The organism is Faecalicatena contorta, assembly GCF_021531995.1.
Taxonomy (GTDB): Bacteria; Bacillota; Clostridia; order Lachnospirales; family Lachnospiraceae; genus Dorea_A; species Dorea_A contorta_A.
On record NZ_JAFBIZ010000004.1, the window covers coordinates 16,707 to 30,465 of the forward strand.

Genomic DNA, 13,759 nt, shown 5'->3' on the forward strand with positions numbered 1-13,759 from the left:
ATACTTATTTAGTATAGCATTACTTCCTGTAATTTTCAAATTATTCTGCATAATTCTACACGTTTATCGATAATGTGTAATGACAATCTGCGGTGTGACTCTTCCGCGATATTCATTGATATCCGGGTAAAATGTTACTGATACAGACATTCCGCCATCTTTTCCATTTAAAAATGAATGTACAGCAGGCTTCCCATACTTCTGTTCCAGATATTCCAAAAACTCTTCCACACCACGAAACAAAAGTGCCTCCATTGTCGTATAGGTTGTATCTCTTACCTGCATCTTCAGAACGTTTTTGTTTCTGCCCAGAATCCGTCCGCTTAGAAGCTCTACATTTCTTGCCGCAAAAACCGGCTTTGTATTCCCTTTTCCAAACGGTTCCAGAAGCGACAGTTCCTGTACCAGAGATTCACTGACACAGGAAAAGGGAAGTTCCATATCGATCGTTACTTTTTCCATCAGATCTTCCGGTGTCATGACACAATTTTCATTCAACATAAGACGAAGCTTCTCTACATTATTTCTTTCCAGTGATATCCCGGCTGCCAGCTTATGTCCCCCGAATCTTAACAATAATTCTTTACATCTGCTCAGTTCCTCATACATATTGTATGCATCAATCGATCTGCCTGAACCTTTGACTGCACACTCCGAATCTGTAAGAACAAGTACCGGACGATAATAGGTTTCTCTGATTCTGCCGGCTACAATTCCCGCAAGGCTCTCATGACAATCCGGGAGATAGATGACCAGCACTCGATCCGCAAGCATCCCGGTTGCCTCCACCTGATGCTTTGCCTTTTCTACCGCCACATCCGTCAGATCTTTTCTGCTGTCATTCAGCGCTTTCAGATCTCCCGCAAGAATATCCGCTTCCTTTTTTCCCGCTGCACGCAGAAGCCTAAGTGTTCTCTTCGCCGTGTCCAGCCGCCCGCCGGCATTCATGCACGGTCCCAACACGAAACCGATATGATAGGCATTCAGTCGTTCTTTTTCCACACCAGTACATTCGATCAGCGCATTCAGCCCGTAGCTGTGTGTTCGCCGCAGCATCTGAAGACCTTCTTTTACAAAGATCCGGTTCTCATCCTCCAGATCCATCACATCTCCGACTGTAGCAATCGCCACATTCTCAATCAGGTAATCCAGATCACTGGCATCCGCCCCCATAGCCTCTGTCAATGCTTCCACTACTTTATAGGCAATAGCGGCGCCACACAGACCTTTGTATGGATACGCACATCCCGGCTGCTTTGGATCGATCACCGCGTCAGCCGGAGGAAGAAGATATACCTTTTGACCAGTTTCTTCCGCATACGGAACCTCATGATGATCTGTCACGATAATCGTCATACCGAGACGTTTTCCATATGCAATCTCTTCTGCTGCCGCAATTCCATTATCACAGGTAACCAGTGTATCAATTCCATCCCGATATGCCCGCTCAATCAGATCCACATTCAATCCATATCCATCTGTGATGCGGTCCGGAATATCGCTGTCTGCAACAGCACCTGCTTTTTCCAGTCCTTCCAGGAGAATATACGTTGCATTTACCCCATCGATATCATAATCGCCAATGATGCGGATCCGTTTTCCATCTGCTATTTTTTCCCTCAGAATATCAATCGCTTTGCCCATATCTTTCATCAGCATACCGTCGTACAGATCCACGATTGTACCGTTCAGATATCGTTCAATGGCTGCATCTCCAATGACATCTCTGTTACGGATCAGGCATGCGAGTCTTGGACTGATTCCATATTTTTTTCCGATTCTTTCAAAATCCGCACCTTTCCTCAGAAGTGTCCACCGTTCCATTTTCTTCTCTCCCTGTATCGAAAAAGCAGCCGTGCCTCATCAATAGTCACAGCCGCTTTCTTTCCTTTTCATTTTATTCCTACTTTTTATTATTGCCTTTTACAGCCGGCTTCTTACCGATCTTTACCTTCATTACATACCACAGTGCACCTGTAATACATACAGAAGAATATCCGCCGCATATGATACCTGCCATCAGCGGTGCTGCAAATTCACGAATAGAGCTTACTCCCATGATAAACAGTATCGCTACCATGACAAATGTTGTCAGTGAAGTATAGATACTTCTTGTAAGGGTCTGGGTAATACTCTTATTCACCACTTCTGCAAGATCTGTTGTCTTCGTCTGGTAATGAAGTTCCTCACGGATACGGTCAAAGATAACGATGGTTGCATTGATGGAGTAACCAACGATCGTCAGCATACATGCGATAAATGTATTACCAACTGAGATTCTCGTCACTGCATAGAATGCCAGTACCACCAATACATCATGAAGCAATGCTGTAACTGCACTCGTTGCAAAACGCACATCTTTGAAACGGAACCAGATATACAGAAGCATAAAAATCGTTGCTATGATCACTGCGACAACTGCATCCTGACGCATCTCATTACTGATCGTAGAACTGATATTCTCCGCTGTTATCGTAGATTCATCTACTCCAAAGTTTTCTGCCAGTGCCTGATTCAGTGCTTCACGCTGATCCAGTTCCAGTGTCACTGTTTTAATGATCACCTGGTTGGAACCAGCCACCTTCTGTGTCTGTACATTATGATCTCCTGTCACTTCTTCTACAACAGGAACGATCTCCTGATCGATCTCATCAATTGTGTAATCTTTATCAAATTCTACCGTCGTAGAGGTACCGCCCTTGAAGTCCAGACCATAAGCAAGTGCTCCGTTTCCTCTGGAGGAATTTACACCCATCACTGCAAATCCGATCAAAATGATCGCCAGTGATACTGCAAAGAACACATGTTTCTTCCCAAGGAAATTGACCGGTGTTCTTTCTTTTTTCGGACGATAGTACAGTTTCTCACTCTTTAAGCCGATTCCATAGAACGCAAATACGATCAGACGTGTAATCACCAGTGCAGTGAACATGGATACGATAATACCGATTGCCAGTGTCTGTGCAAAGCCCTTTACCGTACCTGAACCCTTGAACCAGAGTACCGCTGCCGCGATCAGGGTCGTAACATTACCGTCAACGATCGCAGACATTGCTTTCTGGAAGCCGGTCTTCAGAGAATTCTTGACGCTCTTTCCCTTCGTCATCTCTTCACGTACACGCGCAAAGATGATAACATTCGCATCAACCGCCATACCGATACTCAGGATGATACCTGCAATACCAGGAAGTGTCAGCGTGATATTAAATGCATTCAATATCAGTAACACAATCTCTGTATAAATAATCAGGGCAAGACTGGATGCCAGACCCGGGAGATAATATACCCAGATCATAAACAGGAATATGATGATCAGACCGATCACACCTGCTTTTAAGCTGGTACTGACTGCCTGTTCGCCTAGCTGCGCTCCGACTACATTGGAACGTAACTCTTCCAGTTCCAGTTTCAGACCACCAATACGGATCGTAGAAGCCAGAGCATCCGCCTCTTCATAAGTAAAATCTCCGGTAATATAAGCCTGTCCGCCGGTAATTGCCTGCTGTACGACCGGGCTGCTGATGACTTCGCCGTCATAGATAATGGAAATCTGATTTCCGACATTCGCTTCTGTCGCCTCTGCAAACTTTTCTGTTCCCTCTTCATTCAGATTCAGTTCTACAGAATATTCCTTATTTCCCATATCATCCTCACCGGATTTTGCTGACGCACTCTTTACATCAGAACCGGTAAGCACTGTCTCTCCGTCCTGTGTCTGGAATTCCAGAGATCCCGGTTTTCCAAGTTCATCTAGAATCGTATTTGCATCTGTTACACCCGGTATCTCAATATTGATACGGTCTTTTCCTTCCTGATATACGCTGGACTCATTGCTGTACTGTTCCACACGCTTCTGGAGTTTGTAGATCGTGTCACTCATCTCTTCTTCCGTCGGATTGTCATCCTTTACCTGGTAAGTGATACTGACACCACCTGCCAGATCCAGTCCCAGTTTGATATTTTTCATCGCACCGGTTCCTGTTTTACCGAATCCCACCAGAACTGTAAATCCCATGAGTGCAATCAGGATTCCAGTCAGAACAAGACTCAGTATACTTTTTCCTTTTTTCATCTTTTACTTCCTTTCTGCCTTTATGATTGGTATATTACTCTGCAAGCGCAGCTTTTATCATAATCGCACATTCCACACGCTTCCGCTGCATTTCACAGCCGATCTCATATGTATCGTGGATTGTTCCATGGAAATTATAGGAATTGGCCATGCATCCGCCGCTGCAGTAGAACTTGGCAAAACAGTTTCTGCAGTTTTCTTTGGAATATACATTGCAGCTTCTGAAATCGTCTGCAATCCCGGGTCTTACAATACCGTCATCTACATTTCCCATCAGGAAATCTTCCTGCCCGACAAACTGATGACACGGATACAGATCTCCCCACGGAGTCACTGCCAGATACTCTGTTCCGGAACCACACCCTGACAGTCTCTTGGCAACACAGGGCCCACCGTTTAAGTCTATCATAAAATGGAAGAAATTAAAACCTTTTCCTTCTTTTTCACGTTCAATCATGATCTTGGCAAGCTTGTCATACTCTTCCATGATCTGCGGAAGGTCTTCCCTGCGGATTGCGTACGGATCACTTTCGTCTCCGACCACCGGTTCGATGGACATCTGTTTGAACCCAAGATCTGCAAAATGCAGGATGTCATTGGAAAAGTCCAGATTATTTCTGGTAAATGTTCCGCGGATGTAATACTTCTCCTGATTGCGACTGTCCGCCAGTTTCTGGAACTTCGGTACAATCAGGTCATAGCTTCCTTTTCCATTTCGGAACGGACGCATCTGATCATTGATTTCTTTTCTTCCGTCGAGACTTAAAACTACATTATCCATCTCTTTATTGATAAATTCCTGAATCTCATCATTCAGCAATACGCCGTTCGTCGTAACCGTGAACCGGAAGTGCTTATCATGAATCTTCTCCTGCTCTCTTCCATATGCCACCAGGTCTTTTACCACCTGCCAGTTCATCAGAGGCTCTCCTCCAAAGAAATCCACTTCCAGATTATGCCGGTTACCGGAATTTTCAATCAGAAAGTCCAGCGCTTTCTTTCCGACCTCATAGCTCATCAGCGCACGTCTTCCATGGTACTCGCCTTCTTCCGCAAAGCAGTACTTACATGCAAGATTACAGTCATGGGCAATATGAAGACAGAGTGCTTTTACAACCGTTTTCCTCTGTTTCACAATATCAACCATACATTCATATGTATCTTTTACAAACAGCTGTCCGCCTTCTGTCAGCTCAATCACATCTGCCAGCGCATCCCGGATCTCATCCACTTCATAGGTCTGTCCCAGTTCTGCATTCAGCTTTTCAAGTACTTCCGGCTGCTTCAAAGATTCCGCCGTCGGTTCCTCCTCAGGCGTGTTTAACTTCTCTATCACGTCATAACATACATCATCTACTACATGGACAGATCCACTATAGACATCCATGATTATATTATATCCATTATTACGATACTGGTGTATCAAGGCTGTTGTTCTCCCTTCTATAAATCCATGGACAACAAGAAACAGCGACCCATAAGACCGCTGTCCCGAGTATTCCATATGGTTTTAAATTATTTGTTGTGTTCGCAAGTCTGGTTTCCTACTGTACAGGAAGTCTTACATGCTGACTGGCAGGATGTCTGACATTCGCCGCATCCGCTCTTTTTCAGATTACTGTTCATGGGTTTGTTCAATGATTTCACATGTTTCATGACCGTATCCCTCCTTACCTTTGCTTAACTTATGCTATTATAACATCTTGGTAATATTTTCGCAATCCTTTTATATTGCCTGTGAAAGATTTGTGTTTCGTAACTCCCTCCGTTTCAAGATATCATTCCTCCGATCATACCGCCTCCTGCACAGAGAATCAGAGTCGTCACTATGCCGGTTCCGCTTCCTTTCAGTGTGTGATATACTCCAAGCGTAATCAGAAGCAGAAGAGCAAAATAGCTGATTCCTATCCCCAGCCCCCAGAGGAATCTTCTGGTTCCGGCAAGCTTGCCGATCGCGATTCCTCCAATCAGCGTCGACACCACATAGATTGCAGTAACAGCCGCCTGAATGATTCCTTCATTTAATTCCAGTTTATACAAAGCCATTGCAAGCACGAGCAGCAGTATTCCTGTAATCACATAGGCAACCAGAAGCGACTTAAGCACCCACATCACTTTGGAATCTTTTTGCATTCTTCTATTCATCCCATCCCTCCTTGTCTATCACAGGTTATGATGAGAGAATTCAATTTATTCCTCTATTGTTCCATCTGCCTTCCCAGAAAAGCAGCGGCACAGGATGCCATCTTCTGTTCTGTTTCGGTCAGTTTCTTCTTCTCTTCTTTCGACAGAAGAATTACACCTCCAATCACATCTCCTTCGCAGATGATCGGACAGATCACTTCATATACATATGCTTCCCCTGACACATCTGTAAGCGGAACATATTTTTTCTCGCCGTATGTTGCCGCCATCGATTTTCGCTCCTCCAGAAGTTTCTCAAGCGCTCTGCTGATATACTGATCCTGCAGCTCTTTCCTGCCATTTCCGGAGGCTGCTATGATCTGATCCATATCACAGACACACACCAGACATCCAACCGTCTGAGACAGACTTTCTGCATATTGTCTGGCAAATGTAGACAATTCTCCAATCGGAGAATATTTTTTCAGGATGATCTCACCTTCCCGATCTGTAAAGATTTCCAGCGGATCCCCCTCCCGGATCCTTAATGTTCGCCTGATCTCCTTTGGGATGACCACCCGACCAAGATCATCGATTCTTCTCACGATGCCTGTAGCTTTCATAATAAAAATCCTCCATTTGCAGTACTTTTTTACTTTACTTTCCGTTTCTGGAAATAGTATCTGTAAATGGAGGTTTTTTATACCTGTTTCTTCCGGGTCAGAATACAATCTCACTCTTTCTCACCGAGTTACAGATACTTTCCCTTCCAAAACCGCTTTATAGTCTTCATAATTTCTGCGAAGCATTTCCGGAGGATTCAATCCATATGGACATCTGCTGGCACATGCTCCACAATTAATACAATTTTCAATTTTCTTCATATTCTCCTGCCATGCTTCTCCCAGAAAAGTCTGCAACGAAGATCTTCTAAGCAACAGTGACATTCTGGCACAGTTGTTAATCGGAATTCCCGCCGGGCATGGAAGACAATATCCACATCCTCTGCAAAAATCCCCGCTCAGTTCCCGGATATCCTTCTCTATCACGGCCTTCATTTCCTCATCCATTACCGGCGGATGATTCATATAGGAAATGAATTCCCGAAGTTCACTTTCCCTTTGGATTCCCCAAACCGGAACAACATGATCGTATTGTTCCTGAAAAGCATATGCTGACTTTGCATTATTGATCACACCTCCGGCAAGAGCTTTCATTGCAATAAATCCAATATCCGCTTTTTTGCAGGCTTCCACAATCTCCATATCTTTTTCCGACACAAGATAACAGAAAGGAAACTGAAGTACCTCATACAGCCCAGATGCAATCACTTCTTCAGCAACTGGTATTTTATGGCTGGATATTCCAATATGTTTGATCTTTCCCTGTGCTTTTGCTTCCAACGCCGCCTCATACAAGCCGGTTCCGTCTCCCGGCTTTGGACAAAACGGAGGATTATGGAACTGGTAAATATCAATGTAATCCGTCTGCAGCCTTTCCAGTGACGAATCCAGATCCTTCCAGAAATCCTCTGCATTCTTTGCAGGAGTTTTTGTCGCTATGTATACGTTGTTCCTTACTTTGGACAAAACTCTTCCCAACTTTACTTCGCTGTCCGAATAAGTTTTTCCGGTATCATAGAAATTAATTCCCGCATCATAGGCCATCCACAAAAGCTTTTCCGCAGCCTCATCACTGATTCTCTGAATCGGAAGTCCCCCAAACCCGGTTTTGTTCACAATAATTCCTGTTGATCCTAATCTTACTTTTCCCATCCTTTTTCCCCTTTTGTTTTTTTCATTATACAAAAAGAAGCCACTGAAGTCAAAGCATCCTTAATCTTCTATAATGTTTTTCTACACAACGATCCGTATGCTGATATAATTGTTACCATCCACTTTGTCTGTACATACGAAGATATCTCCTTTATACTTCTGAATCAACATTTTTGCATTGTATAATCCCAGCCCGTGTTTCCCCGCATCACTTTTCGTCGAATATCCTTTTTCAAAAAAGCGGTTGATCTCACCGACTTTTTCTTCATCGATCTGGTTCTTTATGGAAAATACCAGTCGGTCATGTTCGGAATCTATCTCCATCATGACCTGATTCTTTGCTTCTGTGCATGCCTCATAAGCATTATCTACCAGTGTTCCGACAATCTCGATCAAGTGATGCTCTGAGATACCGGAGATAATCTCCAGGCTCTTTACTTCCACCTCTGTTTTTACATAAAAAGGCGCCCGCACGATCTTACTGTATAGAAATCCGGCAAGCACTTTGTCACTGATCCGAAGGAGCGGAAGATATTGCCTGCTTTCATCATCTCTGACTACTTCCGTGATATATTCCGACTGTCTTGCTACCAATTCTTCATAGTTGTCCACCGTCAGATGCATATTCAATATGGCATTCATATGATTATCAAATTCATGCTGCTTGATACGGATCTCCTTAACCAGTTCTTCCAGTGGCTGGATATAGTGCTGATACAGCTTGAGCTCTGCCTCCTGTTTCAACATGAGCATATAAGTCTTTCGCCAGTCTGCAATCCCCCAGAGAACCACAACAACCATCAGCAGAAACATAAGGAAGATCCGATAATCAAATGTTCTGCTGATCAGAAAATCTACAACCAGATATACGGACACCAGAAGTGCCAGCACACAAAAGATTCGATATAAAAACTTTCTTACCCACTCAATCACTGACAAGCCTCCCGATCTCTGACTTATACGTCACACCTATCTCCACAACATCCTTACAGTCCTTCAACTTTATCACACGGTTCACCGTATCAAAGTACTCCACCTCTCTTCGGTTGACCACAAACATCCGATGACACTGGAGAAACATATCCTCTGGAATCTTCGAAAGAATCTGCTTCAGACTGATATACGGAATATCCCAGTTTCCGTTTTTCATATGGATCCGTATTCCCCTTGGGATTGCTTCTATATATCGGATATTATCACATTTCACCTGATAGTTGACTCCATCCTTCCTGACATGGATGACCGGAGGATCCTCCTGTTTTTCCTTATCCAGCACTTTACGAACCACTTCCTTCACCTGCTCCGGACAAAACGGCTTCATAATATACTGATAACAGTGCAGTTCACGGTAAGCCTGCATCTCCATAGCACCGATCGCAGTCACCATCACGATCGGAGTAAACGTATACCGAAACTGTTCCCGGACTTCTCTTGCGAAGAGAATCCCTCCGATATCCTCCCGGTCTGCCCCTCCAAGATTCACGTCCAGCAGGAACAGACCATATCGGATCTCTGACTTCAGAAGATGTTTTGCCTCCGCATAAGAGGAGGCAGTATGTACGCGTATCTCTTCCGAATAATCTGTTAACATCTTTTCCAGAGCCTCTCTGGAATTCTGATCGTCCTCCAGAAGTAACACATGTACCATCAGACCTCCCCCTCTCTGATTCTGGAATTCTGAATACGATTCTGTCCAATAATCCAATGATCATTCTCTATTCAGCGATGATTTCTTTTGCACTCTTTGCCAGGCCTGCCAGACTCTGAATCTCTGATGGAATAATGATCTTGGTCGCCTGTCCGTCAGCCGCCTTTTCAAATGCTTCCAGACTCTTCATTGTAAGAACTGCCTCATCTGCACCGGCCTCTTTCAGGAACCGGATACCATCTGCATTGGCCTTTTGCACTTTCAGGATTGCCTCTGCCTCACCTTCTGCTTCACGGATCATAGCTTCCTTTTTCGCCTCTGCGCGGAGAATCGCTGCCTGTTTTTCTGCTTCTGCATCCAGAATCGCCGATTCCTTTTGTCCTTCTGCAACCAGAATTGTAGATTTTTTCTCACCTTCCGCACGCAGGATTGCTTCTCTTCGTTCACGTTCCGCCTTCATCTGTTTCTCCATTGCATCCTGGATCGCTGACGGAGGAATGATATTCTTGAGCTCTACTCGATTGACCTTGATTCCCCATGGATCCGTCGCCTCATCCAATGAAGCACGCATCTTGGTATTGATCGTCTCCCTGGAGGTCAATGTCTGATCCAGCTCCAGATCACCGATGATATTACGAAGAGTTGTTGCCGTCAGGTTTTCAATCGCCATGATTGGATTCGCAACCCCGTAACAGAACATCTTCGGATCTGTGATCTGATAGAATACAACCGTGTCTATCCGCATGGTTACGTTATCTTTTGTAATTACCGGCTGCGGTGCAAAGTCTACTACCTGCTCTTTTAAGTCCACTTTTCTCGCCACTCTGTCAATGATCGGCACCTTAAAATGAAGTCCTGTATTCCAGGTTGCCTGATATGCACCCAGACGTTCCACAACCATCGCTCTTGCCTGCGGTACGATCTTGATACATGAAATCAATAACAACATAATAATAATTACAAGAATGATCAATACTACTAATCCAACACTCAACATAAGCTACTCCTCCTCATACTTTTTTACAATTAATTTGACTCCTGAAATGTTTACTACTTTTGCCAGTGTCTCCGGCTCCAGAATCTCATCGTCATCCTCTGCTCTCACCGTCCACTCCTGACCATTTACCACCGCCATTCCTGTCTGATGAAGATTATCCACCTTCTCCGCAATACGGATCGTCTTACCTATGATTCCCTCATAATTCGTCTTTTCCCGCTGTGAATTAATGAACTTCACTGCAAACGGCCTTGTAAACCACAAAAGCACGAATGTCACAACAAAGAACGCGACGATCTGCCATATGAGGGGCACATTCAGCACACTCAGAAGAAGTGCGATCAGGGCACCTCCTGCTGCCCAGATACTGGTCAGCCCCACCGTAATGATCTCAACAAGCAGGAGCAGGATCAGAAGAACCAGCCAGATAACCGTCATATAAGCATCCTGTATCATTGCCATAAGCTCTTCACTTCCTTTCTTGATTGTCCTCATCTTAACAAAGTTTCCTTTTTTCGACAATACATTTTGAGTGAATGAAGCGATTTCATGTTTGAATGTCAGATCGATTGGGACTGGATATTTGATGCATATTTTTGTATAATAGCATCAGACAATGATAGGAGGAATGAATCATGAGTAAAATTGAAGAAGTTCGTGCCGACATGGTCAAAGCCATGAAAGCCGGCGACAAAGAAACCAAAGAAACATTATCCATGCTGCTTGCAGCCCTTAAGAATAAAGCCATTGATAAACGCTCTGACTTAACGCCCGAGGAAGAAACACAGGTAATCCTAAAGGAAATCAAGCAGACAAAAGAGACACTGGATATGACTCCTGCAGACCGCACCGAGATCATTGAAGAATGCAGCAAACGTCTGGCTGTTTTAGAGCAATATGCTCCGAAGATGATGGACGAGGCCGAGATCAAAGAAGTGGTTGCTTCTGTTCTTGCTGAGATGGGACTGGACGCGCCAACCGCAAAAGACAAAGGAAAGATTATGAAAAACCTGATGCCGAAAGTAAAGGGAAAAGCCGACGGCAAGCTGGTCAATGATATTGTATCCACATTTATGAAATAATATCCCAGACCTTGAAATCTTAACACGGAGAAAAATATATATTTCGTTTCGTGTTAAATTTTCAAGGTCTTTTTCATTCTCGCAACAGTCTTCTTCATACACCACATACTCATCTGTATTGTTATCCTCATTGAGCACCTTTTGCTGTAAAAAAAGGAAAAACGGCCACCAATCCCATGTTTACTGGTCTTATGACCGTTTATCACTTTTTATTGCAATCTATGATTTTAATAGAGTAACTCCTGCTTTGCTTTCAGCACATAGATCCGTGATTCAAAATCGGTACACGGAACCAACTCCCCAGTAATCTCCCCTGAAGTCGCATCTGAAGTGATCAGCCCAAGATTCATCAGTTCGTCGCCATAATGTTCTGTATGACTGAACTCATTTTCATATACCACATCCGTACGCAGTCCCTGAAGCTTCACTCTTCTGTAAGGCATATTCACCCCGTTTAATACACGGTACCAGCCAACCAGTGCCGTGTTCCGATCTTCACTGACCACCATCCATACTGTTTCATTGCTTTCAAATGGACTTACCAGCCGGTAAAATGTTCCACATATTGAAAATCACTGATTCTGCTTCCGTTCTCCTGAAGGATCTCTACCGCAGGATGCCGATAATCCGTCGTTCCGTATACCGGATATTCCTGTCGGATATGCTCCAGCGAGAAGGTACGGTCACCCTCAAAGACATAAGAAGTCATTGGTCTTGGAGCTTTTTCAACCAGATAAGAAAAATCACTCTTATCATGAATCCGTTTTCCAAAATACAGTTGTCCCAGATGCCCGTTTTCCAACACGCACATCACATAACTGATCTGCTCATTGTACAGGTGAAATGTCTTAGTTTCCTCATGAAAAATAATAGCTGCCATTGTCTTCCTCCCTCTACTCATATGCAATTTCTGAAAATCAGCCTGCTATGATAAAAAGAACCCGGGGTACTCACATAAGCTCCTCGGGTTCCGTTTTGTCATCATATCATAACGCTTCTTAATCTTCCGTTGTAGTCTCTGACTCTTCCTGCCTGAATGTAACGCTCAGTTTCTGGAAATCTACCTTTTTCCATACGTTTTTGTTTACTTTGATCTCTTCTTTTTCTTTCAGTTCTGTGCAGGTATCATTAAACAGTTCGGTCTGTCTTTCGCTGATGATGGACTCCTTCTTCTGATCCGTTGCGTCTCTGTCCAGAAGAGAAGTAAGCTTTACTACATAACACGCACTGTCTGTCTCAATGATATCAGAGACATCACCTTCCGCCATCTGATCAGCCGCTTCGATCACTTCTGTTGCAGGACTGGTAGATTCGGAATCAAATGTCGCTGTCTGTGCTTCATATCCCTGGTCTGTAACATAAGTATCAAAATCTTCCGCTGTCTTAGCACCCTCGGCAAATGCTTCAGCCTGTTCTTTCACAGAAGCTTTTTCATCATCAGACAGCTCTGTCTGTCCGTCCTCTGCCAGATAAGAAAATTCTACGTATTCCATGCTCTTCTGTGCAGCTTCCTCATCGCTCACCTCTGTGTCCACCTCTGCCTGAATCGCATTACGCATCTTATTCTCGATCGTCATCAACGTCATGACTCTCTCTACCGTTTCCTTCGAGCCTGACACCTTCTCCTTATCTGCATCTTCATTGGCCTCATCAAATGTCTTTGCTGCATTTTCTATCGCCGTTTTTTCCTCGTCAGAAAGTGTCACATCATACGCATCCATATTCTTTTCCAGGACGATCATCGTCTCCAGTTCTTCCAGAACGGATTCTTTGATGGACTCTTCGTAGGTCTTTCCGTCTTCCACCTCTGTCGTCCACATATCATCTCCGCCCATATAAGCTGCGTAATAAGTCTCATACATCGCCTGTGTATATCTTGCATAGAAGTTTGCAACTCCTGCAGTGATCTTCTGATCTCCGACAGTTGCCACCACATCATCTTCCTTTAAAGATCCACATCCGGTCAGGGATGTCACTGCCAGCATTCCCGTCAATGCAAGCGTCAATACTTTCTTTTTCATGCCTCTGCATACCCTCCTTAGTATCGTTAACCATTATATT

14 protein-coding genes and 1 pseudogene are annotated in these 13,759 nt (G+C 44.1%); 1 reads left to right on the top strand and 14 read right to left on the bottom strand.

The features are described 5' to 3' along the window. Nucleotides 1–63 precede the first annotated feature (63 nt). From recJ to JQM82_RS01040, 11 genes are all read right to left on the bottom strand, one after another. Nucleotides 64–1,824, bottom strand: coding sequence for a single-stranded-DNA-specific exonuclease RecJ (gene recJ / locus JQM82_RS00990; RefSeq protein WP_235248004.1), 1,761 nt, complete (start codon nucleotides 1,822–1,824; stop codon nucleotides 64–66). Between the two features lie 79 nt (nucleotides 1,825–1,903). Beyond that, nucleotides 1,904–4,072, bottom strand: a complete 2,169-nt coding sequence (gene secD / locus JQM82_RS00995) for a protein translocase subunit SecD (RefSeq protein WP_235248005.1) — start codon at nucleotides 4,070–4,072, stop codon at nucleotides 1,904–1,906. A gap of 34 nt (nucleotides 4,073–4,106) precedes the next feature. Next, nucleotides 4,107–5,498 carry a thioether cross-link-forming SCIFF peptide maturase gene (gene scfB / locus JQM82_RS01000; RefSeq protein WP_235248006.1) on the bottom strand — a complete coding sequence of 464 codons (1,392 nt, stop codon included), beginning with the start codon at nucleotides 5,496–5,498 and terminating at the stop codon, nucleotides 4,107–4,109. Between the two features lie 89 nt (nucleotides 5,499–5,587). Next, on the bottom strand, nucleotides 5,588–5,728 hold the full coding sequence (scfA, locus tag JQM82_RS01005) for a six-cysteine ranthipeptide SCIFF (protein WP_235248007.1): 141 nt from the start codon (nucleotides 5,726–5,728) through the stop codon (nucleotides 5,588–5,590). Between the two features lie 114 nt (nucleotides 5,729–5,842). Beyond that, on the bottom strand, nucleotides 5,843–6,217 hold the full coding sequence (locus JQM82_RS01010; protein ID WP_235248008.1) for a TIGR04086 family membrane protein: 375 nt from the start codon (nucleotides 6,215–6,217) through the stop codon (nucleotides 5,843–5,845). 53 nt (nucleotides 6,218–6,270) lie between these two features. Further along, entirely contained in the window at nucleotides 6,271–6,819 is a 549-nt protein-coding gene (gene spoVT, locus JQM82_RS01015) for a stage V sporulation protein T (RefSeq protein ID WP_235248009.1), read from the bottom strand. 120 nt (nucleotides 6,820–6,939) lie between these two features. Continuing rightward, a complete protein-coding gene (locus JQM82_RS01020; protein WP_235248011.1) occupies nucleotides 6,940–7,971 on the bottom strand; it encodes an aldo/keto reductase in 1,032 nt (343 codons plus the stop codon). An 81-nt stretch (nucleotides 7,972–8,052) separates the two neighbouring features. Beyond that, nucleotides 8,053–8,904 carry a sensor histidine kinase gene (locus JQM82_RS01025; protein ID WP_235248014.1) on the bottom strand — a complete coding sequence of 284 codons (852 nt, stop codon included), beginning with the start codon at nucleotides 8,902–8,904 and terminating at the stop codon, nucleotides 8,053–8,055. Then, entirely contained in the window at nucleotides 8,897–9,619 is a 723-nt protein-coding gene (locus JQM82_RS01030) for a LytR/AlgR family response regulator transcription factor (RefSeq protein WP_235248016.1), read from the bottom strand. Before JQM82_RS01030 ends, JQM82_RS01025 begins: the two co-directional genes overlap by 8 nt. A 67-nt stretch (nucleotides 9,620–9,686) precedes the next feature. Further along, on the bottom strand, nucleotides 9,687–10,616 hold the full coding sequence (locus JQM82_RS01035; RefSeq protein WP_235248018.1) for an SPFH domain-containing protein: 930 nt from the start codon (nucleotides 10,614–10,616) through the stop codon (nucleotides 9,687–9,689). A 3-nt stretch (nucleotides 10,617–10,619) separates the two neighbouring features. Beyond that, nucleotides 10,620–11,054 carry an NfeD family protein gene (locus tag JQM82_RS01040; RefSeq protein ID WP_420370596.1) on the bottom strand — a complete coding sequence of 145 codons (435 nt, stop codon included), beginning with the start codon at nucleotides 11,052–11,054 and terminating at the stop codon, nucleotides 10,620–10,622. Between the two features lie 197 nt (nucleotides 11,055–11,251). Between JQM82_RS01040 and JQM82_RS01045 the strand changes: the two genes are divergently transcribed. Next, a complete protein-coding gene (locus tag JQM82_RS01045) occupies nucleotides 11,252–11,698 on the top strand; it encodes a GatB/YqeY domain-containing protein (protein ID WP_235248020.1) in 447 nt (148 codons plus the stop codon). Nucleotides 11,699–11,925: 227 nt separating this feature from the next. Here JQM82_RS01045 and JQM82_RS01050 read toward each other — a convergent pair whose 3' ends face one another. The 3 genes and pseudogenes from JQM82_RS01050 to JQM82_RS01060 all read right to left on the bottom strand — a co-directional run bounded on the left by JQM82_RS01050 (nucleotide 11,926) and on the right by JQM82_RS01060 (nucleotide 13,719). Next, nucleotides 11,926–12,207: a GH36 C-terminal domain-containing protein gene (locus tag JQM82_RS01050; protein ID WP_235248022.1), complete on the bottom strand. Its 282-nt coding sequence runs from the start codon at nucleotides 12,205–12,207 to the stop codon at nucleotides 11,926–11,928. Between the two features lie 53 nt (nucleotides 12,208–12,260). After that, a pseudogene (locus JQM82_RS01055) lies at nucleotides 12,261–12,578 on the bottom strand (glycoside hydrolase family 36 N-terminal domain-containing protein); the annotation flags it as partial. 118 nt (nucleotides 12,579–12,696) lie between these two features. Further along, nucleotides 12,697–13,719, bottom strand: coding sequence for a peptidyl-prolyl cis-trans isomerase (locus JQM82_RS01060; protein ID WP_235248024.1), 1,023 nt, complete (start codon nucleotides 13,717–13,719; stop codon nucleotides 12,697–12,699). Between the last annotated feature and the right edge of the window lie 40 nt (nucleotides 13,720–13,759).